Origin of the sequence: Pelagicoccus sp. SDUM812005 (genome assembly GCF_031127875.1) — a bacterium.
In the GTDB taxonomy this organism is placed as follows: Bacteria; Verrucomicrobiota; Verrucomicrobiia; order Opitutales; family Opitutaceae; genus Pelagicoccus.
Genome location: NZ_JARXIA010000015.1, coordinates 73,607 through 93,905, shown reverse-complemented (window position 1 = coordinate 93,905; position 20,299 = coordinate 73,607). Strand labels below are relative to the sequence as shown.

The following is a 20,299-nucleotide window of genomic DNA, read 5'->3' as shown; positions in this document are numbered from 1 at the left end:
TAACAACCACCACACTATGAAAAAGATGTCTACTCTCGTCGAAAGACGTATCCGCGGCTGGGTTGTCCCTGCTGCGCTTGCCGGAACCTTGCTCACAAGCTCGCTTGTGGGGCAAGCCGCTCCGACGCTTGAGGATAGCCCAGTGCGTCTCAGCAGTAACGAAAACGCTTTTGGCTACACGCCAAAGGCCAAGATGGCGATGATGAAGGCTCTCGATGGCGGGAGCTACTACAATCGCAACAACGTATCGGAGTTGGAAGAGCTCTGCGCTAAGAAAGAAGGTGTATCCACGGACTACATACTTACGACCGCAGGTTCTGGCCCGTTGCTGATGATGACGGCGCTCGCCTACGCGGAGCCGGGAGTAAACGTCGTGACCACGGAGATGGGCTATACGCAGCTCGTTCGCAAGTTCGAGCAGCGCGGCGGCGACGTCAAGTTTGCTCCTCTTAGCGAGGACATGGGCTACGACTTCAAGGCTCTGAAGGCGGCGATCGACGAAAACACGAAGATCGTCTACATCTGCAATCCGAACAACCCGACTGGCGTGCTCGCTGACTCTGCGGAGCTGAAGCAGTTCGTGATGAGCATTCCCGACGACATCCTGGTTTTCGTGGACGAAGCGTACTTGGAGTTGACCAGCTCCAGCTTTGCCATGGCGACCTGCGCTCCTTTGGCTCGGTTGAAGAAGAACGTGATCGTGACACGCACCTTCTCCAAGGGCTATGGTCTGGCAGGATTCCGTATCGGTTACGCGGTGGCTCATCCCGACATCCTCGAGAAGATCAGCGTCTTCCACATGGGGGCTCCTAGCTACATCGCAGCCATTGCGGCCTGCGAGGCGATCAAGGACTCCGAGCACTTGGCGGTGAACATCAAGAACTACCAGACGGTGCGCAAGTACGTGACGGATGCCTTCGACAAGATGGGCATCGAGTACGCCAAGCCAGATGGAGCTTTCGTTTACTTCCACTCCGGCATCGACCAGCAGCTGCTGCGGGACACGATGCGGGAGAACGGTATCCTGATTAGCGGATCCCGCGTTTCCGGAGCTCCGGAAAGCAAGTATGCGGACTGGGCTCGCGTGAGCATCGGGACCAAGCCGCAGATGGACGAGTTCCTGACCTTGCTCAGCGGATTGGTGGCGAAGAAGTAGCCGCCGGCGACAAAAACGAATTTCCCGCCCTCCTAATAGAGGCGGAGAGGCCTTCGGGCTTCTCCGCCTTTCTTCGTTTGTAGCGCGGGCTGGAGCGTCGCGCCGCTTGAATTGGTTTTCCAAGCGACGCATCCGATTTGATTTCCGCGCTTGCTGAATTTGACGAAGGGCGCTTCCTTACTCGCACAACTTATCAAACTCTCTCCGAAACCCCAATAACCAGGAGATTGTTTAAATGCTCTCATACCCCAATGAGCTGCCGTTTCGGCGGCTTTTCCGTTTCTCGTTTGCCTTGGCGTTGCTCGTTGCTGCAGCGGCGTCTCTTTCCGCGCAGCGGCAGTTGATGGTTCCCAACCCTTTCGACTTGGAATCGAAGCTAGAGGTACTGGCTTTCGAGGAGTCGCTTTGCGTGGTGGACCTGGGAGCTGGCGTCGAACGCATCGCGGCTAGGTCCTATTTCTTCGAGTCGGCGGCTTCGTTCGCGGACGGCTATCTGGAATTGAACCGGCCGGTCGGGCGCGTCGTGGAGGGGAACAAGAAGGTGAGCTTCGAGTTTAGCGCCAAGGTGAGGCCCAGTCGCGACTACACGGACTGTTTCGTGGTGTTGCAGCTGTTTGCCCAGGACGGTAGGGAGTTCTTGTTGCCGTTCGAGATCGACGACTTGCAGGCCGGCAAGGCCCAGCAGGTGAGGATCGCGCCTGAGCTGGCGATTACCGATTTGGATAGGGGCATCTACCACTACCATTTCTTTTCAGGTGGCAATGAGATCTACTTCGCTCCGACTTCCATGGCTCTGGGGAAGCGGAACCATCGTCCGCTGCCGTTGCGCAATGCGGGATGCCGCGAACCGGAGCTGGTGGCGGCGCCGCAGCAGCCGTTGCCCGCGTCCATGGCTTGGATGGTTTCCGACGAGGAGGTGCTGGTGGCAGTCGGAGTGAACGACAGCGGGTTCAGTGTGGACCATACGCTTCTGTCGGAAACGAACCCTTCGGCTGCGAAGCTGGCTCTCGACTTGGTGAAGAAGTCTCGCTTTCGCCCGGGAAGCGAAAACGGCTTCTATGCCCGCAAGGACTTGTTGCTGAAAGTGCGCTTCGATTCGCGAGGCGGATACCAACTGACGGCGTTGTAGTTGAAGTTTGGTTACGTGAAAAAGCGGCGCGAGCTGGTGCTCGGCGCCGCTGGAAAACGGTGTAGGCCGCGGCTTCGGGCCGCTTGCCCGGAATCGCTTACTTGATGAGGTTGATGCCGGTCATTTCGGCCGGCTTTTCGAGGCCCATCATGGCGAGGATGGTGGGAGCGATGTCGGCGAGGCGACGGTCGCCGTCGTTGACGAGCTCCTTGCCTTCGAGTCCGGCGCCGTAGACGACGGCTTCCACCTTGTTGAGGGTGTGGGCGGTGTGCGGGCCGTCGACGGTGGGATCCCAAAGCTGGTCGGCGTTGCCGTGGTCGGCGGTCACGAGAGCCTTGCCGCCCATCTTGTCGATGGCTTCGAGCAGGATGCCGATGCCTTCGTCGACCTTGGCGCAGGCCTTCTTGACGGCTTCGAGGTTGCCGGTGTGGCCGACCATGTCGGGGTTGGCGTAGTTGACGAGGACGAAGTCGTACTTGCCGGAGAGGATGGCGTTCTTGACGAGCTCGGTGACTTCGTCGGCGGACATTTCGGGCTGCAGGTCGTAGGTCGGGACCTTGGGGGACTTGGCCATGCCGCGGTCTTCGCCGGGGAACGGTTCTTCGCGGTAGTCGTTGAAGAAGAAGGTGACGTGCGGAAACTTTTCGGTTTCGGCGGAGCGGAACTGGGTGAGGCCCTTTTCGGCGAGGTAGGCGCCGAGCACGTTTTTCATTTTCTCCGGCTTGAAGAAGACCACGTTTTCGCAGAGGCCCTTTTGCCATTCGGTCATGGCGACGAAGAAGAGGTCGAGCTTTTCGCCGCGGTCGAAGCCGTCGAAGTCGTCCTGGATGAACGCTTTGGCGAGCTCGCGCGGGCGGTCTCCGCGGTAGTTGTAGAAGACGACGGCGTCGCCGTTGCCGATGGTGGCAAGCGGCTTGCCGTCAGCGTCGACGATCCAGGTGGGGGCTACGAACTCGTCGCCCACGTTGGAGGAGGAGGTCGGATTGTCGTAGTAGTACTGGATGGCTTCGGGGGCGGAGGCGGCGGTGCGCTCGGCTTCCTTACCGGTGAGCATGTTGTAGGCCTTGCCGACGCGGTCCCAGCGTTCGTCGCGGTCCATGCACCAGAAGCGTCCGCAAACGGAGGCGATTTGGCCGATGCCGAGCTCCTTGCACTTGGCTTCGCACTGTTCGGCGAAGGCCTTGCCGGAGTGCGGCGGGGTGTCGCGGCCGTCGGTGAAGAGGTGGATGTAGACCTGCTCTACGCCTGCCTTCTTGGCTTCTTCGAGGAGGCCGTAGAGGTGCTCGAGCAGGCCGTGCACGCCGGCGTCGGAGGCGATGCCCATGTAGTGGAGCTTGCCGCCGGACTTGGCCTTGGCGAAGGCGCCTTCGAGGGCTTTGTTGCCGGTGACGGTCCCGTCCTTGAAGGCTTTGGTGATGCGGACGATCTCTTGGTCGACAATGCGGCCGGCGCCGATGTTTTGGTGGCCGACTTCGGAGTTGCCCATGATGCCTTCGGGTACGCCGACGTCGAGTCCGCAGGCGGCGAGCTCGGTGCGGGGCCACTTGGCGGAGAGCATGTCGGAGACGGGGGTGTCCGCGAGCTTGACCGCGTTGTAGCCGTCTTGGGCGGCGTTGTGGTTGGCTCCCCATCCGTCACGGATGACGAGGAGTACAGGTTTTTTCGCTTCGCTCATGATAATTGGAGATTGTCGGGGTCCCTAATGGGGCCGGAGCGGAATGATGACAAGGGTGTACTTTGTCGGAGGGGCGAGAGGGTTTTTAGGGATTCCAATCGAGGTGGCTTTTCTGGCAGCATTCCCGCAATGCGAATTCTCATTTTTACTTCAGGCAAGACGGGCTCTAGCGCTTTGGCAGGTACCTTGCAAAAGTCCTTGCCTGATCATGAGCTGGTCTTTGAGCCAGCGAGACTGGAGACGATTTCAGATGAAAAGCCGAATCTCATCGTGAAGTCGCTTGCTGCACTGCACTATGGAACGGAGGTCCACAAGTTCCCCAGCTACGATAAGCGGATCTTCCTGACTCGGCATCCGTTCGACCGTTTGGTGAGCGCTTTGTTGTACGCTCCCTATAACGGTGGTGGTTTTGAGAAGGATGAAAATGCATGCTCGTTTCTGGAATTGCTTGAACGGAAAGTAGCTTCGCCGAAATCGGTCTCATTCCTTTCTATTTGCGAGCGGTTTCGGGAATTGGGTGGGTTCGATGTCCTCCACTTCGTGGGAGAGGAGCTTAGGTGTCACTGTGAGTTTTCCGCTCAATACGGGGATGAGTTCTTTACGCTATCCTACGAAGATTTGATTGCCGGTCGGCGCGAGGGGTTGGAGCGCTATTTGGGGATTCAGTTGAAGCAGGAACTTTCCGTGCCTGCAGGATTCGAGAGAGTGAATCGGAGCGGTGGCAGCGGCGACTGGAAAAAATGGTTTCTCGAGGAGGATCGTATTTCCTTGGAGACTCGCTGGAGAGAGTACTTCACATCCTTCCCTGTCTATTCCGCAAATTTAGAGATGGATGTTGAGCCTACTATTTCCAGGGATACTTCGTTTGAGTACGTGCTTCGGATGATCAATTTGCATCGAAGCGACGTGGGGCTTCCATTGTGTAATTGTTCGTAGAATACAAAGTGACTTGATTCGGAGGCATCGATGGGTGCCTCTTCGTCATCGATTTTGCTGAATGAGCGCTCGCAGGGGGGCGGGGGTGTTGGTGGTGAGGGAGAGGGCTCCGAGGTCTAGCCATTTTCGGGCGGTTTCGGGGTCGTCGATGGTCCAGGTGTGCAGCTCGTAGCCAGCGGCGTGAATGGGGGCGAGGTAGGCGGCGTCGATGTCGGGATTGGCGTAGAGGCTGATGCCGTCGGCTCCGGTGCGTTTGAGCTCGGCGAGGAGCTGCTGCGGGGTGGGCTCGAGGGTGCGGGCCTTGGAGCGGTCGCGCGGCGTGGCGAGCAGGATGGCTTTGAGGGAGGGGCGTTCTCGCTTGATCTTTTTTATGACGCGGCCGGAGAAGGCAATGACGACGAGCTGATCGGGGTCGATGCCGGAGGCGTCGATTTCTTTGAGGAGGTGGCGGATTATCTGGGGACTGCTCTTGATCTCGATGTAGAGCTTTTTGCCGGATGGTACGGTGGCGACGACTTCGGCGAAGGTGGGAAAGTGATTGGGGCTTGGATTGAGGGCTTGGAGGTCGGCGAGCTTCGTTTTGCGGACGGTGAGGTTCTTGTTGGCGTATTTGCCTGTAGTGGGATTGTGGATGCAGACGATCTGACGGTCGCGGGTGAGATGGAAGTCGCCTTCGATGGCGTCGGCTCCTTGCTCCCATGCGAGCTGGAAGGCGGGAAGGGTGTTTTCGGGGGCGTCGGCGGAGGCTCCGCGGTGGGCGACGATGAGGGGGGAGGCGGCGGCTACGTTTAGGAGTGGCATCTGGAGAAGGAGCTTGGCGGTCATGGAACCAGAGGGGGCGGGCGGCGGAGCGGGGGTTGTGCAGTTTTCGTATCAACGTTGATATGTTTTTTGCACGGGGTATTGGAGGGGATTTCTTTTGTTTTGGTGGGGGCGAGCGAGGGGCGCTTACTGGGATTCTAGGAGGGAGAGGAGTTGGGCGGCCATTTGGTTATAGGGGGTGGCGATGCGGTGCTTTTGGCCTAGGCGGGCGATGACGCCGTTGCGGGCGTCCCATTCCATGGGGCGGCGGGCGACGAGGTCGGCGTGCAGGGAATTCATGGAGCCTTCGGGGGCGGCGGCTGCGTTGGCAATGATGGCGGGGATGAGGGAGTCGTCGAGGGCGGCTCCTTCGGCGCGGCCGACGGCGATGGTTTCGCGGATGAGGGCTTCCATGATGGCGGCGGCTTGGGGAGCGGCGGCGATGTTGGCGGGTTGGTTGACGAGGGCGGAAATGGCTCCGGCGGCGTTGGTGCAGAGCTTTCGCCAGGCGGCGGTGGTCCAGTCGTCGGTGAGGTTTACGGTGACGGCGGGGTCGGTGAAGAGTTGGGCGAAGGCGGCGGAGTTTGGGGTGTTGGGGATGTCCATGCGGACGTTTCCGTGACGGACGATTTGCCCGTGGCTTTTGCGTTCGGCGGGGCAGTCGATGATGACGGGGACGGTGCGTTCGGCTGGAAAGTAGGGGGCGAGATTGGCGAGGTGTTCGACGCCGTTTTGCACGACGGCGATTTGGGTTTGGGGGCCGGAGAGGCTGGGGAACCAGCTGGCGGCTTGGGGGACTTGGTAGGTTTTGGTGGCGAGCAGGATCCAGTCGACGGGGGCGGTGGCGTCGGAGTCGGTGTGTACGGTGACGGTGCGGTGGATGGTCTTCCCGCCGGCGGTGACTTGGAGTTGCTCGAAGGGGGTGCGGGCGCAGATGGAAACGGTGTTCTGCGGGGTTTCGAGAAGGAGGGAGGCGAGGGTGCCGCCGATGGCGCCGGGGCCGATGATTGCGATGGTTGGCATGGGAGTTGGAGGGGGTGCTAGTCGTTAAGTGGAGATGGAAAAGCTCGGCGGGTGGCCGAGCGGGATGGGGAGTGGGTTTGCTTGATGGGATCAGCCGGGGGGCCAGGCCATTTGGCGGCCGGCGAGGAGGTGGATGTGGAGGTGGGGGACGGCTTCGCCGCCGTGGGGGCCGTTGTTGATGACGGTGCGGAAGCCGTCGCTCCAGCCGAGCTTGGCGGCGAGCTGGGGGATGAGGGTCATCATGTGGCCGAGCAAGGGGGCGTCGTCGGGGGTGGCTTCGCCGATGCGGGGGATGAGTTTCTTGGGTATGAGCAGGAGGTGGGTGGGGGCTTGGGCGGCGATGTCGTGGATGACGATGCAGTGTTCGTCCTCGTGCTCGATAGTGGCGGGGATCTCGCGGTCGATGATTTTTTGGAAGATGGTTTTTTCGGACATTGGTTTGTTGCTGGACCGCAGATTCACGCAAATGGACGCGGATTGTTTTGGTTGGATGTGGCGAGTGGTGGAATCGCGTGACAAGGACGCTCCTACGGACCGGGTTGTGGCGGCGGTCTGGGCCAGACCGCCCTGCCTAGTAGATGATGAGGTTGAGGTGGCTGGAGGGGCGGGTGCGGGATTGGCAGAAGTCGCGGGCGTAGGCGATGGCGTTTTGGTATTCGACGGAGCGGCGTGCGGTCCAGCGTTTGCCTTGGGGGCAAATGGCTTCTTTGAGGCCGGTGAGGACGAGCAGGGGGTTTTCGAAGCGGCAGGTGCGCTTGATGGCTTCGAGCAGGCGGGCGCGGAGGGCGAGCTCGGAGAATCCTTGGGCGTCGGGGGCGGGGATGAGGTCGATGATGGCGCGGCCGGGGTTGCGAGCGGTTTGCTCGACGAGGGTTTGGGCGGCGGCGAGGAAGGCTTCGGGCGTGTCGCGCTGGTCTTCGGGCAGGGTGGCTTCGATGGATTCTTTGATTTGGCGGGCGAAGTAGAGGTCGTCGCCGATGTCGTCGGCGAAGAGGGCGCAGATGATCTGGAGCTTGGAGAAGTCTTTGTGGGCGCCGCGTTTCAAGGGGAAAGGAAAGGTTTTGAGGGGTGGGACTAGAGGATTTTGGGAGTGTTGAGGTCGCCGATCTCGTCGAGGAATTCGTCGAGGTTCTTGAAGTCTTTGTAGACGGAGGCGAAGCGGATGTAGGCGATGGGGTCGATGGCCTTGAGGTTGGAGAGGACTTTTTCGCCGATGACGGAGGAGGGGAATTCCATGCCGTATTCGGATTCGAGGGAGTCGATCATGTCTTCGACGAGCATGTTGATTTGCTCGGCGTCGACGGGGCGCTTTTGGCAGGCGCGGCGCAGGGAGTAGATGATCTTGGCTTTGTCGAAGTCTTCCCGGCGTCCGTCGCGCTTGGTGACGTAGAGGTTTTCGCGGAGGATTTGCTCGGTGGTGGAGAAGCGGTGCGAGCAGTCGAGGCATTCGCGCCGGCGGCGGATGGTGGAGCCGTCTTTGGAGGCTCGGGAGTCGATGACTTTGTCTAGCTCAGATCCGCACTTGGGGCATCTCATGGTAGATCAGAGGGTAAGGAAGTTTTTGAGGATTTCCATCCCGTTTTCTGTGGCGATGGATTCTGGGTGGAATTGTACGCCCCAGATGGGGAGTTCGCGGTGACGCAGGCCCATGATTTCGCCTTCGGCGGTTTCGGCGGTGATCTCGAGGCAGGCGGGGAAGCTCTGGCGTTCGACGATGAGGGAGTGGTAGCGGGTGGCGGCGAGGCCTTGGGGGAGTCCGCGGAAGAGGTCTTTGCCGTTGTGGGAGATGGGGGAGGTCTTGCCGTGCATGAGGCGGTCGGCGCGGACGACTTTGCCTCCGAAGTGCTGGCCGATGGACTGGTGTCCGAGGCAGACGCCGAAGAGGGGAACCTTGCCGGCGAAGGCTTCGATCATGGCGATGGAGACGCCGGCTTCGGTGGGGGAGCAGGGGCCGGGGGAGATGAGGACGCGCTCGGGGGTGAGGGCGAGGGCTTCTTCGACGGTGATTTGGTCGTTGCGGAAGACGCGCTGCTCGACGCCGAGGGTACCGAAGTACTGGACGAGGTTGAAGGTGAAGGAGTCGTAGTTGTCGATGACAAGCAGCATGATGGGCAGTGTTAGGGCTGGTTTAAATAGGGTGGCCTAGGGTGGGTCAAGCTTGGCGCGGGCAGTGTGAATAAGTCGGGGAACGGCGGCGTGGACCTTGCCTTCGCGACGTGGGGCTCTTGCGGAAGATTTAGGTTGTTCGGGCGTTTGTGGAGGCTAGGGTGGCTCGGTTTTTATGAGCGAACATTTCCAGTTGATTAAGAAGGATGCCGAGACGGGGGCGCGTCGCGGGCGTTTGAAGACTCTGCACGGGACGATCGAAACGCCGATTTTCATGCCGGTGGGAACCCAGGCGACGGTGAAGGGTTTGACGCCGCGGCAGATCAAGGAGGACGTGGGCGCTCAGATTATCTTGGGCAATACCTATCATCTCAACTTGCGGCCTGGCTCGGAGCTGATTCGGGATGCGGGCGGGTTGCATAAGTTCATGGGGTGGGACGGGCCGATCTTGACCGATAGCGGCGGCTTCCAGGCGTTTAGCTTGGCGAAGCTGAGCAAGCTGACGGAGGAGGGCGTGGCCTTCCAGTCGCACTTGGACGGCTCGAAGGTTTTTCTGGGTCCGAAGGAGGTGATGACGATCCAGGCGAACCTTGGTTCGGATATCGCAATGGTAATCGACGAGTGTCCGCCGTATCCATGCAAGAAGGACGATTGCGTTAAGGCGGTGGAGCGTACGACGCGTTGGGCGAAGGCCTGCAAGGAGATCGCGACCGATAATGGATTTTTGGATACGGGGCATCATGTGTTTGCGATTGCCCAGGGATCGGAGTTCGAGGAATTGCGTCGGCGTTCGGCGGAGGAGTTGGCGGAACTGGATTTTCCAGGGTACGCGATCGGTGGGGTGAGCGTGGGCGAGCCGGAGCCGGAGATGCTGAAGCAGGTGCGGGCTACGGCTCCGTTTTTGCCGGAGGACAAGCCGCGCTATACGATGGGGCTAGGGACGCCTCCGCAGATGCTGAAGATGATCGCGGCGGGCGTGGATATGTTTGACTGCGTGTTGCCGAGCCGGGTGGCTCGGAATGGGGCGTTTTTCACGCCGGACGGGATGAAGAATATTCGTAATTCCCGTTTCACTACGGATTTGAAGCCCTTGGTAGAGGGGATGGACAACTATACTTGCCGGAACTTTACGCGGGCTTACCTGCGTCATTTGACCATGGCGAAGGAGATGTTGAGCTGTACTTTGCTGACCTTGCACAACTTGCACTTCTACTTGGATCTGATGGAGCAGGTGCGCTCGCATATCGAGGCGGGCGACTTTGCAAGCTGGAGCAGGGCTTGGATCGAGCGTTACGAATCGGGCGAAAGGGATGACGGCTGAGGCTGTCTGGGCATGTAGTTGAGGGATGGGGACATGAGCGTAGAATCGGAAAGGGCGGAGTCGAAGTTGCGGGTGAACATGCGGCTTTCGGTAGTGGAGGGCTTGCTGGCGATGCCGTTGGTTTTCTTCGCGATGCCGGGAAACTTTTTGCTGGCCAGCATGGCGACGGGGGCGATCGGGCTGAAGGAGTCGGTTTACGGAGTGATCGCTTCGTTGCCGGCATGGGCGAACGTTTTTCAGCTGTTTGCCTTGCCTTGGCTGACACGTCGCTTGTCGCAAAAGGCGATTTGCCTGATTTTCTCTTGGATCCACCTCTGTTGCTGGGTGGCGGTGGGCTATGCGTTGCCGCGGATCGCGGCGGGCGGGGATTGGCATTCTCCGGTGTTGATCGTTAGTCTTTTCGCCTTGGGGGCCTTGGCCTTCGCGTTGGTGAACGTGAGCTGGACGTCTTGGGTGCAGGAGTGGTTGCCGACGAAGGGGCGCGGGAGGTATTTGGGAAGGCGAAACCGCTTGCTGCAGATCAGCACTGTGGCGTTTTTGGTGAGCGCGTCGTGGTTCCTTGGATACTGGAAGGAGAATGCGATATTCGGATTCCAGATGATCATCTTCGCGTCGGTAGCGATGCGGGCGGTCTCTATCGTGCTGCAGCTGCGCATCCTGCCGACGAAGCGTATCGTGGACGAGCGCAGCGCGAAGCTGTCGGCCCAGTTTGCGGTGATTTTGAAGAACAGGGCCTTGCTTCGTTTCGTGGGTTTCGGCGCGACCTTTGGCTTTGCCGCGAATGTGATGGGGCCTTTCTTTCCGGTCTTCTATTATAAGGTGCTGGGCATGAGCGTGGAGGAGGTGGCTCGGCTGGCCATGCTGGCGACGACGACGGGAGCCTTGATGATGCCGTTTTGGGGGCGGGTGTGCGACAAGTATGGCTGTCGGATCAGTTTGATGGTTTCGCTGACGGTTTGGATGGGGGCGGGGTACTTGCATCAGTTCGCTACGCCCTCGGGAGTGGGGATCCTGTACTTGATCTGGGGAATTGGCGGGATCGCGGGGTCTGGTTTTTTGTTCAGTTCCTTCAGCATGATCCTGAAGTTGATCCCGGCGGAGGCCAAGACGGCGGCGATCAGCTTCAACTTGGCGGCGAGTTCCTTGTCGGCGGCGGTGGCGCCGATCCTGGGCGGGTTGCTGTTTTCTTGGGTGGAGTCGCGCTTCGAGGACCAGGTGGGCGTTTTCCATGTGATGTCCTTGGTTCACCACACGGTGGTGATTTCTACGGGAGTGTTGCTGCTGGGGATCGCGGAGCCGAAGGCGGCGACCTTGACGCAGGCGATCGGGGCCATGCGGCCATTGAGGCAGCTGGGTACCTTGATGGGGGTATCGTTCTTGGCCAATTACAGCTTTTTTCGAAAGCCGACAGAGGAGGAGAAGGAAGAGGCCTAGGGGCTGTCCTGGTTTGACAGGTGGACGCGAGTTTCGTGCTCTCGTGTTTTCTGACTGCTGCAGCCGATCACGAATATGAGAGTTCTAGTTACCGGAGGAGCCGGATTTTTAGGGAGTCACCTTTGCGAGCGCCTGCTCGGCGACGGTCATGAGGTCATTTGCTTGGACAATCTCTTTACGGGGCGGAAGGCGAATATCGTGCACCTGCTTTCGAATCCCTATTTCGAGTTCGTGCGGCATGACGTGATCGACCCGTTCAAGTTCGAGGTGGACCAGATCTACAACCTCGCTTGTCCGGCCTCCCCGCGGCATTACCAGTACAACGCTATCAAGACGATCAAGACTTCGGTGATGGGGGCGATCAACTGTCTCGGTTTGGCCAAGCGGGTGAGGGCGCGCGTCTTCCAGGCTTCGACTTCGGAGATCTATGGCGACCCCGACCAGCACCCGCAGCAGGAGTCTTATTGGGGGAACGTGAACCCGATCGGGATTCGCTCCTGCTACGACGAGGGAAAGCGCTGCGCGGAAACCCTGTTTTTCGACTACCACCGTCAGAATGGCGTGGATATCCGCATCGCTCGTATCTTCAACACCTATGGGCCGCGCATGCTGGCGAGCGATGGTCGGGTCGTTTCCAACTTCATTGTGCAGGCCCTGCGGGGAGAGGATATCACCATCTACGGCGACGGTTCCCAGACGCGTTCCTTCTGCTTTTTCAGCGACTTGATCGAGGGTTTTGTCCGCTTGATGAACCAGGACGAGACGACGGGGCCAGTGAACTTGGGCAATCCGGGCGAGTTTACCATGATAGAGCTCGCGGAAGCGGTGTTGCGGCTGGTGGGGTCTAGGTCGAAGTTGGTCTATCTGGATTTGCCGGCTGACGATCCGAAGCAGCGCCAGCCCGATATCTCGATCGCGAAAGGCGCTCTGGGCTGGGAGCCGAAGGTTTCGCTGGAGGAGGGATTGAAGGAAACGATCGCCTACTTCCGGAATGGTTTGCAGGGGTAAAATGGCCTAGCCCGAGCCTTGGGCGAACGTTTTCGTTGCAAGCCTGTCCTGAATTCTCTAGCCGGATCTACCTTAATTTACCCAAGCTCTAATGCTATCGTCATTTTTCAAGAAATTCGCGGGCCGCTCCAACAAGAAGTGGCTCAAGTCCTGCGAGCCTGCTGTCGCCAAAATCAACGAGCTTGAAGTCTCGTACCAATCACTTTCCGAGGAGGAGCTGAAGTCCCACACGGCGAAGTTCCGCGAGCGTTTCGCGAATGGGGAATCCTTGGACGACTTGCTGCCGGAAGCCTTTGCGACGGTCAAGAACGCGGCCCGCCGCCTCGTCGGAACGTCGGCGATCGTCTGCGGACGCGAGCAGCATTGGGACATGGTGCACTACGACGTGCAGCTTATCGGCGGCATGGCCTTGCACCAAGGTCGAATCGCGGAAATGGCGACCGGCGAGGGCAAGACCCTCGTTTCGACGCTCCCGATTTACTTGAACGCCTTGGCGAGCCGCAACGTGCAGTTGGTAACGGTGAACGAGTACCTCGCCCAGCGCGACTCGGAGTGGATGGGGCACCTTTTCAAGTATCTCGGTCTGACTGTCGGCTGCATCAAGAACCAGCAGCCGCCTCCGGTGAAGCGCGAGATGTACTCCTGCGACGTCACCTACGGAACGGCGTCTGAGTTCGGCTTCGACTACCTGCGCGACAATGGCATGGCTCACAGCAAGGAGGAGCAGGTCCAGCGCGACCACTTCTTCGTGATCATCGACGAAGTGGACTCCATCCTGGTGGACGAGGCGCGTACGCCACTGATTATCTCGGGTCCGGCCCCCATCCAGCGCGAGCAGCCCTACACCAAGCTCAAAGGCTCCATCGAGAGCCTCGTGAACGCCCAGAACAAGTTTTGTAATAGCTTGATCGCCGAGGTGAAGGAAAGCCTCGAGAAGGACGACCGCGACATGTGGGATTTGGGCCTGAAGATGCTGCAGGTAAAGCTCGGCATGCCTAAGAACAAGCAACTGCTTCGCCTTCTGGAAAACGGCGAATACCGCAAGCTTCTCGACAAGACGGATCTCGAGATGCACAGCGACATGAACAAGGACAAGCTCTTCGACCTGAAGGAAGACCTGTTCTTCGTGATTGATGAAAAGCAACGCCAGGCGGACTTGACGGAAAAGGGGCGCAAGACGCTGCGTCCGGACAATCCCGATGCTTTCGTGCTGCCGGATTTGGCGACTCGTTTCAGCGAGTTGGACAAGGACGCTTCGCTAAGCGACGAGGAAAAGGATGCTATCAAGCTCAAGGAGCAGGAGGCGCTGGAGGTTGTGGGCGAGGATATCCACGCGATCAGCCAGCTGCTGCGGGCCTACGCTCTTTACGAGCGGGACGTCGAGTACGTGGTGCAAGACGGCAAGGTCGTAATCGTCGACGAGAACACGGGCCGCGTCATGGCGGGGCGCCGTTGGGGCGACGGGCTGCACCAGGCGGTGGAAGCCAAGGAAAACGTGACGATCGAGCGCGAGACGCGGACGTTTGCGACAGTTACGGTGCAGAATTACTTCCGCCTTTACGAGAAGCTTGCGGGCATGACTGGTACGGCGGAAACGGAAGCGACAGAGTTTCACGACATCTATAATCTAGGGGTAGCCGTTATTCCTACAAACCGTCCTTGTATCCGCATTGACGACAACGACGTCATCTACAAGTCCCGCCGCGAGAAGTACAATGCGGTGGTGGACGAGGTCGAGGCGGCTCATAAGAAGGGGCAGCCGGTCTTGGTCGGTACGGTTTCGGTGGAAGCCTCCGAGTTGGTGGGGCGCATGCTTCGCCGCAAAAACATTCCGCACAACGTTCTCAACGCTAAGTTCCACCAGCAGGAAGCGGAGATCGTCGCTCGCGCGGGCATGAAGGGGGCGGTCACGATCGCGACCAACATGGCCGGTCGCGGTACCGATATCAAGCTGGGCGAGGGCGTCAAGGAGGTTGGCGGTTTGCTGGTGATCGGCACCGAGCGCCACGAATCGCGTCGTATCGACCGCCAGCTGCGTGGTCGTTGCTCCCGTCAGGGCGACCCAGGGCGTTCCAAGTTCTACATCTCCTTGGAGGACGACTTGATGCGCCTCTTCGCGAATTCGGGCTTCATGGCCAAGATCTTGCATGGTTCGATGGAGGAAGGGGAGCCGCTCGAGCACTCCTTGCTGAACCGTTCGATCGAAACGGCCCAGAAGAAGGTCGAAGGCAGCAACTATTCGGTGCGCAAGCGCTTGCTGCAGTATGACGACGTTCTCAATAAGCAGCGAGAGATCATCTATGCCCTGCGCAACGAGGCCCTGCAGAGCGATACGCCGCTGGAAACGGTGATGGAGCTAGTGGAGGAGGAGGTCGCGGATCGCCTCGCCGATGCCGAGCGCGATTTTTCCGGGTTTATCACTTGGGCGAACTCTCACTTCCCTATCGGATTGAAGGAAGAGGTCCTGGCTGGAAAGTCGGCCGAGCAGCAGCTTCAGTTCGTGTTGGACGCGATACGCGATGCGTACCGGATCAAGAAGACCGCTGAAAACGAGGCAGCTCTTGAGCATCTTGAGCGCTATGTCCTGCTGAGTTCGATCGACGGACGCTGGCAGGAGCACCTCACCGAAATGGAGGACTTGCGTCGTAACGTGGGGCTCCGCAGCTATGGCCAGAAGGATCCGCTCAACGAGTACAAGAACGAGGCCTACACCTATTTCGAGGAGCTGATGGGCAATGTCCGTTCCCAAGTTTGTACGCGTCTGTTCCGTACGGCCACCAATCTGGTCGCGATCGAAAACGTGAAGAACATGCTTGCCCGCCAGGCGGTAGCCCAAGGCGGCGGCGCGGAGACATCGGGTCCGGTAGCGGCGCGTCCCGCTGGGGGCTCGCCCCAAGGAAGTCGGGTGCAGCTGCCTAAGGTGTCTATCAAGAAGAACTTGCCGAAGGTCGGCCGCAATGAACCCTGCCCCTGCGGAAGCGGGAAGAAGTTCAAGCAGTGTTGCGGGCGCTGAGGCTGGAACGAGTTTGTCTAGCGGTCTTTTTAGGTTCCCGTTTGCCTGTGCGGAGCGTTCAGGCAGGCGGGCTGGGGGAATGAAGCGCTTTGTAGTGGGGTGTTGAGCGTTTCGTTCTTACGGACTTTTGCTTATTTTCGTGGTAGTGCTCAACTATGTCGCGGGAGGGTCGAACTAGTTACTGCGTAGCGTGTCTGCCAATCGATTCTGATGTATTAGCGATAGTACTTAGAATCCACTTGCTAACTTGCAACGTACTGAGTTCACTAACATATTTTCAGTTGCCGTGCCCGGCAAGCCTCGCCACCCGAAGCTCTAAATACTCCAATTATGATCAAAAAGAAAAGTTTGACCCGGTCTCTCTTGTCGATCGGCTCAGTGTGTTGCCTAGCGGTGACGTCTGTTTCGGCTCAAGAAGTTTATTCTAGTATAATCGGTGCCGTTTCAATGAAGGCCCCTGCGGGGAGCGACCTCTACGTGACGCCGAGCTTTAACAATTCCGCTGTTTTCAGGAGCGATGTCTCGGCTGCCGCGGCGGGGAGCGTCACCTTCTCCGGAGCGAGCTTCGAGACTGACGCCTACTCGGAGGGGCACCACCTATTGATTGAGGGCGGAAGCTTGTCCGGACGCGTCTTCGAGATAACCGCCAATACCGCGACCGGATTGACGGTCAACGATCCCGGTTCCGAGCTTGGGGCTGCTGCGAGCGAAACCGCGTCCATCATACCCGCACTCACCTTGGGGGAAATGTTCCCCAATGGCCTAGGAGGAAAGGTCGAGGTCAATCCTGGTAATCCCGATTTGATCCTCTTCTCGAACGACAATTCTGCCGGCGTAGAAGGTTTGGCTCCCGATGCGATTTACTACTACGGCGATATCGCGAAGGACGAAGGCGGCAACATCATCAGCCAGCCGGGCTGGCGCAAGGTAGGCTCTCCCTTGTGGGAGTCCCATGACGACGATGTTTTGCCAGTTGGAGAAGGGTTCGTAGTGCGGAACAACAGTGGCGTGGACGTCTCCTTCTTCCTGTTCGGAGAAGTGATGCTCTCGCAGGTCCAAATTCCGATCGCGTCCAAGAGCGCCGGAGCTACGGACAACCTCGTGGGCGTCCCGCGTCCATTGGCGATTGCGATTGGCGATCTCGGTTTGGAAACGGTGGTTAGCGTAACGAGCGCCGCAGACGCGGTGAAAGATACGGTTCGCATTTACCCAGAGGAGCCAAGCGGCAAGAATCCTACTCCGGATGTTATTTACTGCCTATACAGCGATGGATGGAGGCAGGTCGTAGATGGGGTCGTAGATACCTCAGGAGACGTTTTGGACAGTGCCATCGTACCGGCTGCCTCAGCCGTGGTGGTGAGGAAAGTCGCGACAATTGAAGACGAGGTAGTCTACTGGACGAACACTTGGAGCCTGCCTTCTCAAAGCTAACAAAAAGAGATTACAATCATGCACAACGTAACAAAATTTGGTATCTGTCTCGGGTCATTAGCTTTGGCGAGCGTCGGATACGGGAGCATTTCTTTTAACATAGCGGCCGGAACCCTGAGGGATGACGCTGGAGTGGCATTGAACAGTGGTTTGGTCATTTTGGCTGTAGATACGGAAGGCGATGGTTTCGATTTGCCAAATTCTACTAGCTTTTTCCCCGCTGCGGACGATATGGAGGTGGCTCGGTGGAATTTTTCCGAAGGCGGTGGCCTTGATGGGGAATTTTTAGCTTCTAAGCTGATTGCGAACTACGATGCAGCAAACTGGTCAGCAGGCGATCGGCTCGCTCTGTTTTGGTATCCAGCGTTAGATACTGATGCGACCCAGCCAGGTACTGCGAAATTTGGAGTGTTTGCAGATCCTAGGGATGAATCGACCGGAGATGCATGGACGATGCCGGCGGATAATACGCACCTTTACAGTCTTCAGTTTTTTGCCGAGGGCTCTGTTTTGAATCAGTCGAGCTTTGCGAGCCAGTACGTGGCGGCGGCCACTTTGGATGAAAATGCAGACTTGGGGTTGTCCGACGTTATGCCGGATCCTTCGAAGACGAGTCCTACGTCGAATACTATTCAATGGGACGTTTCAAGCGGGGCTCAAGGGTACTCGGTTGAGCGTAGGGAGGTGGGATCTTCTTCTTGGGAAAAGCTTGGTTCGGTTGCTGGTGGTGTTAATTCATTTGTGGATGACTCGCTTGTGCCGGGTGCAACCTATCAGTATCGCGTGGTAGCTGAGAATGGATTTGGTTACGCGGTATGGGAGTCTTTGGAACAGTTGTTTTCGGAGAGGTCTAAGATTATCAATCTTGCAGCTCGAGGCTTTATGGGGGACGACGTTGACACTCGTCGTGGTATCGGTTTGGCGGTAACGGGAACGGAGGAAATGCCGGTTCTCATACAGGCTGTTGGGCCTAGTATGCCTGGTGCTTTGCCGAAGCCTATTGATACGCTTTTGACTCTGTTTTATGGCATTGCTCCAACTGGGGTCGATCGCCAGATTGCTCAAAACGACGATTGGGATGTTGACTCGACGGAGGCTGCTGCGATTTCTGCGGCACAGTCGAAGTATGGGGCTCAGGCTCTCAATGCGGGGGCTGGAGATTCGGCCTTGCTCGCAAGCGTCGGACAGATCCTTGGTGGTTATACGAATCGTGTGCAGAACCCAATGGAAGGAGGTGGAGTGGCCTCGGTGCAGGTGTATGACTTGAATTACTTAGAAGATTCTCCAGCTGACGCGCGATTGACTGGTTTGGCATCTCGCGGACTTGTCGGCACGGGTGTTGAGACTTTGAGAGGGTCTTTTAATATACATGGGCAGGTCCCAATGAAGGTTATTATTCGTGCTAATGGCCCTGGGTTGCGCGACCAAGTACCTGACGACATTTTCACTGCTGAAAATACTTTGGCTGATCCATTTCTTCAGATTCTTCGTTGGAACGGTAGTGGCTGGGATGAGTATGGTTCTAACGATAATTGGGAAACTCGAAGCGATGGTTTGACTCCATCGGAAGTGAATGACGCTGCATTGTCTGTGGGGCTTGCCCCATTTGACTCTGGATCTGAAGATTGCGTAGTTGTAGGTGATTTTGATCCAGGCATTTATACTGCAATTGTAAATGGAGTGGGGGATACGACAGGAGTTGCTCTCATCGAAATTTACGAAATCTCCCCAAATTGATAGAAAGTTAATTCTTTAGATTGGCACCGCCTGCTTTTTTGTAGGCGGTGTTTTCTATTTGTTGTAGATGGGGTCGTTTTGTAGATGGTTTACAGTGTCCATATTCCCAAGTGCGGAGGTACGAGTTTTAGGATCTGGCTTCAGTCTTCGTTTTCGGGGGCCGTTTTGTTTGATTATTCGAAAAGGTGGGAGAGATCTGATGCCGACGCTTTGACGGAGCGTTTGTTCGGGAAAGATTGTTTCCATGCGCACGGCGCTGTCGATGCATTGGACGATTGTCCGTTTTCCGTTACGAAGGTCACTTGGTTGCGGCATCCAGTGGATCGTGTGATTTCTTATTATAACCACATATTAAGATTTGGTGATCAGGGAAACGGTTACTTTAGGACTGTTTTAGAGAAGGAAATGGGGCTTTTGGATTTCGCTCGTTTGGATTGGATGCGGGACGGTATGACCAAGTATCTTTGTGGGAAGGAGCAAGAGTTCCGTTTTGTCGGAATTCTTGAGAAGTCGCAGCAGTGTATGCCGATGCTGTGTTCTGCGCTAAAGATGGAGCAAGGTTTCGGACGGGCTGTTTTTGACCTGCCATTGGAGAATTCCTCTCGTGATATTTGTGGTTATGGTGCGACTGAGGCTTCTGTTTCGGTACGCGAGGAAATTGAACGGTGTAATGTAAATGACCTGGCGCTGTATAACGCTCAACTCGCTCGCCTGGGGTTGGGGTGAGTTGAGGCGGCTTGGAATCCTTGTTTGCGAATTCTTCGATTGTTTTTGATATATGGAAACCGAACGGAATGTTTATTCTGCAGAGCAAGGGGGGGGGCAGTGTCCCGTTTGCTTCTTGCACATAGGGAAAACAGGCGGTACTTCTTTGCTATCGGCTTTCGATAAGATGCTACCACCGAAGCTCGTTTGTCCTGTGCGGCAGATGGACGAATTGGAGGCGGCTGAAAAATCGTATATCTCAAAGTTTCTCCTGTTTCGGGGGCATTTTTGGTATTCAATAAAGAATGTGCTGCCGAGGGGGACTCGCTTCTTTACTGTATTGAGGGAGCCCCTGTCGAGGGTGAGGTCCACGTATGATCATATTAGCAGGTTTCCGCATGGGCGTCACGAGGTGGTCAAGCGAATGTCATTCGAGGAATACTTGAGGTCTGATAATGATATTTCACTTGAGGTAGACAACTGGCAGACGCGAGTTTTGACTTCTGAAATAGATCCTAGCCAAACGCCCAGTCTTTCCCTTGCTAAGAAGCGATTGAGGGAAATGGCGATGGTGGGGCTAACCGAGGAGCTTGATGTTACTTTGAAATTGGTCTCTAGGGTTTTTGGGTGGCCCGAGGTTTCTGGGCTCGGACGGTTAAACTCAACGATCCAGCCGTCGGAGTATTCCGATCTTACTGACAGTGCTAGGGAATTTGCTGCCCGGAAAAATAGCCTTGATGTGGAACTTTATAATTATGGGAAGGAATTGTTCGGAGAGCTTGTCCGTGTTCACGTTTTAGAATAGCGATCGATTTTAGGGTTGC

18 protein-coding genes are annotated in these 20,299 nt (G+C 57.5%); 11 read left to right on the top strand and 7 right to left on the bottom strand.

Annotation, left to right across the window (positions count from 1 at the left end):
• The first annotated feature begins 16 nt into the window (after window positions 1-16).
• Together QEH57_RS17005 and QEH57_RS17000 are read left to right on the top strand one after the other, a co-directional pair.
• Complete coding sequence (locus QEH57_RS17005) at window positions 17-1,156, top strand: histidinol-phosphate transaminase (RefSeq protein WP_309007968.1); 1,140 nt, start codon at window positions 17-19, stop codon at window positions 1,154-1,156.
• 235 nt (window positions 1,157-1,391) lie between these two features.
• Window positions 1,392-2,285, top strand: coding sequence for a hypothetical protein (locus QEH57_RS17000; RefSeq protein ID WP_309007967.1), 894 nt, complete (start codon window positions 1,392-1,394; stop codon window positions 2,283-2,285).
• 97 nt (window positions 2,286-2,382) lie between these two features.
• Here QEH57_RS17000 and gpmI read toward each other — a convergent pair whose 3' ends face one another.
• Window positions 2,383-3,960, bottom strand: coding sequence for a 2,3-bisphosphoglycerate-independent phosphoglycerate mutase (gene gpmI, locus QEH57_RS16995; protein ID WP_309007966.1), 1,578 nt, complete (start codon window positions 3,958-3,960; stop codon window positions 2,383-2,385).
• Window positions 3,961-4,089: 129 nt separating this feature from the next.
• Here gpmI and QEH57_RS16990 point away from each other — a divergent pair, with 129 nt between their 5' ends.
• On the top strand, window positions 4,090-4,896 hold the full coding sequence (locus tag QEH57_RS16990; RefSeq protein ID WP_309007965.1) for a hypothetical protein: 807 nt from the start codon (window positions 4,090-4,092) through the stop codon (window positions 4,894-4,896).
• A 45-nt stretch (window positions 4,897-4,941) separates the two neighbouring features.
• Here QEH57_RS16990 and QEH57_RS16985 read toward each other — a convergent pair whose 3' ends face one another.
• The 6 genes from QEH57_RS16985 to QEH57_RS16960 all read right to left on the bottom strand — a co-directional run bounded on the left by QEH57_RS16985 (window position 4,942) and on the right by QEH57_RS16960 (window position 8,826).
• Complete coding sequence (locus tag QEH57_RS16985) at window positions 4,942-5,697, bottom strand: glycerophosphodiester phosphodiesterase family protein (RefSeq protein ID WP_309007964.1); 756 nt, start codon at window positions 5,695-5,697, stop codon at window positions 4,942-4,944.
• 147 nt (window positions 5,698-5,844) lie between these two features.
• Entirely contained in the window at window positions 5,845-6,720 is an 876-nt protein-coding gene (locus QEH57_RS16980; protein WP_309007963.1) for a 2-dehydropantoate 2-reductase, read from the bottom strand.
• A 90-nt stretch (window positions 6,721-6,810) separates the two neighbouring features.
• On the bottom strand, window positions 6,811-7,155 hold the full coding sequence (locus tag QEH57_RS16975; protein ID WP_309007962.1) for a histidine triad nucleotide-binding protein: 345 nt from the start codon (window positions 7,153-7,155) through the stop codon (window positions 6,811-6,813).
• Between the two features lie 136 nt (window positions 7,156-7,291).
• A complete protein-coding gene (locus tag QEH57_RS16970) occupies window positions 7,292-7,765 on the bottom strand; it encodes a hypothetical protein (RefSeq protein WP_309007961.1) in 474 nt (157 codons plus the stop codon).
• 29 nt (window positions 7,766-7,794) lie between these two features.
• A complete protein-coding gene (nrdR, locus tag QEH57_RS16965) occupies window positions 7,795-8,256 on the bottom strand; it encodes a transcriptional regulator NrdR (RefSeq protein WP_309007960.1) in 462 nt (153 codons plus the stop codon).
• Between the two features lie 6 nt (window positions 8,257-8,262).
• The gene (locus tag QEH57_RS16960) at window positions 8,263-8,826 is read right to left on the bottom strand and encodes an aminodeoxychorismate/anthranilate synthase component II (RefSeq protein ID WP_309007959.1); all 564 of its coding nucleotides are present in this window, start codon (window positions 8,824-8,826) and stop codon (window positions 8,263-8,265) included.
• Window positions 8,827-9,001: 175 nt separating this feature from the next.
• Here QEH57_RS16960 and tgt point away from each other — a divergent pair, with 175 nt between their 5' ends.
• The 8 genes from tgt (at window position 9,002) to QEH57_RS25015 (ending at window position 20,280) form a co-directional block, all read left to right on the top strand.
• Window positions 9,002-10,147 carry a tRNA guanosine(34) transglycosylase Tgt gene (tgt, locus tag QEH57_RS16955; RefSeq protein ID WP_309007958.1) on the top strand — a complete coding sequence of 382 codons (1,146 nt, stop codon included), beginning with the start codon at window positions 9,002-9,004 and terminating at the stop codon, window positions 10,145-10,147.
• A 33-nt stretch (window positions 10,148-10,180) separates the two neighbouring features.
• Window positions 10,181-11,581 (top strand): MFS transporter, encoded by a 1,401-nt coding sequence (locus tag QEH57_RS16950; RefSeq protein WP_309007957.1) that lies wholly within the window; start codon window positions 10,181-10,183, stop codon window positions 11,579-11,581.
• Between the two features lie 75 nt (window positions 11,582-11,656).
• Entirely contained in the window at window positions 11,657-12,589 is a 933-nt protein-coding gene (locus tag QEH57_RS16945; RefSeq protein WP_309007956.1) for an SDR family oxidoreductase, read from the top strand.
• A 91-nt stretch (window positions 12,590-12,680) separates the two neighbouring features.
• On the top strand, window positions 12,681-15,602 hold the full coding sequence (gene secA, locus QEH57_RS16940) for a preprotein translocase subunit SecA (protein WP_309007955.1): 2,922 nt from the start codon (window positions 12,681-12,683) through the stop codon (window positions 15,600-15,602).
• A gap of 330 nt (window positions 15,603-15,932) precedes the next feature.
• Window positions 15,933-17,033, top strand: a complete 1,101-nt coding sequence (locus QEH57_RS16935) for a TIGR02597 family protein (RefSeq protein WP_309007954.1) — start codon at window positions 15,933-15,935, stop codon at window positions 17,031-17,033.
• Window positions 17,034-17,051: 18 nt separating this feature from the next.
• Complete coding sequence (locus QEH57_RS16930) at window positions 17,052-18,770, top strand: fibronectin type III domain-containing protein (RefSeq protein ID WP_309007953.1); 1,719 nt, start codon at window positions 17,052-17,054, stop codon at window positions 18,768-18,770.
• Between the two features lie 222 nt (window positions 18,771-18,992).
• Window positions 18,993-19,496, top strand: coding sequence for a hypothetical protein (locus tag QEH57_RS16925; protein WP_343224804.1), 504 nt, complete (start codon window positions 18,993-18,995; stop codon window positions 19,494-19,496).
• A 403-nt stretch (window positions 19,497-19,899) separates the two neighbouring features.
• On the top strand, window positions 19,900-20,280 hold the full coding sequence (locus tag QEH57_RS25015) for a hypothetical protein (RefSeq protein WP_343224803.1): 381 nt from the start codon (window positions 19,900-19,902) through the stop codon (window positions 20,278-20,280).
• The last annotated feature ends 19 nt before the right edge of the window (window positions 20,281-20,299 follow it).

Coding starts and splice junctions, on each gene's coding strand:
- QEH57_RS16990 (WP_309007965.1), top strand. CDS start 4,090: ATGCGAATTCTCATTTTTACTTCAGGCAAGACGGGCTCTAGCGCTTTG.
- QEH57_RS25015 (WP_343224803.1), top strand. CDS start 19,900: ATGTCATTCGAGGAATACTTGAGGTCTGATAATGATATTTCACTTGAG.
- QEH57_RS16980 (WP_309007963.1), bottom strand. CDS start 6,720: ATGCCAACCATCGCAATCATCGGCCCCGGCGCCATCGGCGGCACCCTC.
- QEH57_RS16935 (WP_309007954.1), top strand. CDS start 15,933: ATGATCAAAAAGAAAAGTTTGACCCGGTCTCTCTTGTCGATCGGCTCA.
- QEH57_RS16950 (WP_309007957.1), top strand. CDS start 10,181: ATGAGCGTAGAATCGGAAAGGGCGGAGTCGAAGTTGCGGGTGAACATG.
- QEH57_RS16930 (WP_309007953.1), top strand. CDS start 17,052: ATGCACAACGTAACAAAATTTGGTATCTGTCTCGGGTCATTAGCTTTG.
- gpmI (WP_309007966.1), bottom strand. CDS start 3,960: ATGAGCGAAGCGAAAAAACCTGTACTCCTCGTCATCCGTGACGGATGG.
- QEH57_RS16975 (WP_309007962.1), bottom strand. CDS start 7,155: ATGTCCGAAAAAACCATCTTCCAAAAAATCATCGACCGCGAGATCCCC.
- QEH57_RS16985 (WP_309007964.1), bottom strand. CDS start 5,697: ATGCCACTCCTAAACGTAGCCGCCGCCTCCCCCCTCATCGTCGCCCAC.
- QEH57_RS16960 (WP_309007959.1), bottom strand. CDS start 8,826: ATGCTGCTTGTCATCGACAACTACGACTCCTTCACCTTCAACCTCGTC.
- nrdR (WP_309007960.1), bottom strand. CDS start 8,256: ATGAGATGCCCCAAGTGCGGATCTGAGCTAGACAAAGTCATCGACTCC.
- tgt (WP_309007958.1), top strand. CDS start 9,002: ATGAGCGAACATTTCCAGTTGATTAAGAAGGATGCCGAGACGGGGGCG.
- QEH57_RS16945 (WP_309007956.1), top strand. CDS start 11,657: ATGAGAGTTCTAGTTACCGGAGGAGCCGGATTTTTAGGGAGTCACCTT.
- secA (WP_309007955.1), top strand. CDS start 12,681: ATGCTATCGTCATTTTTCAAGAAATTCGCGGGCCGCTCCAACAAGAAG.
- QEH57_RS17005 (WP_309007968.1), top strand. CDS start 17: ATGAAAAAGATGTCTACTCTCGTCGAAAGACGTATCCGCGGCTGGGTT.
- QEH57_RS17000 (WP_309007967.1), top strand. CDS start 1,392: ATGCTCTCATACCCCAATGAGCTGCCGTTTCGGCGGCTTTTCCGTTTC.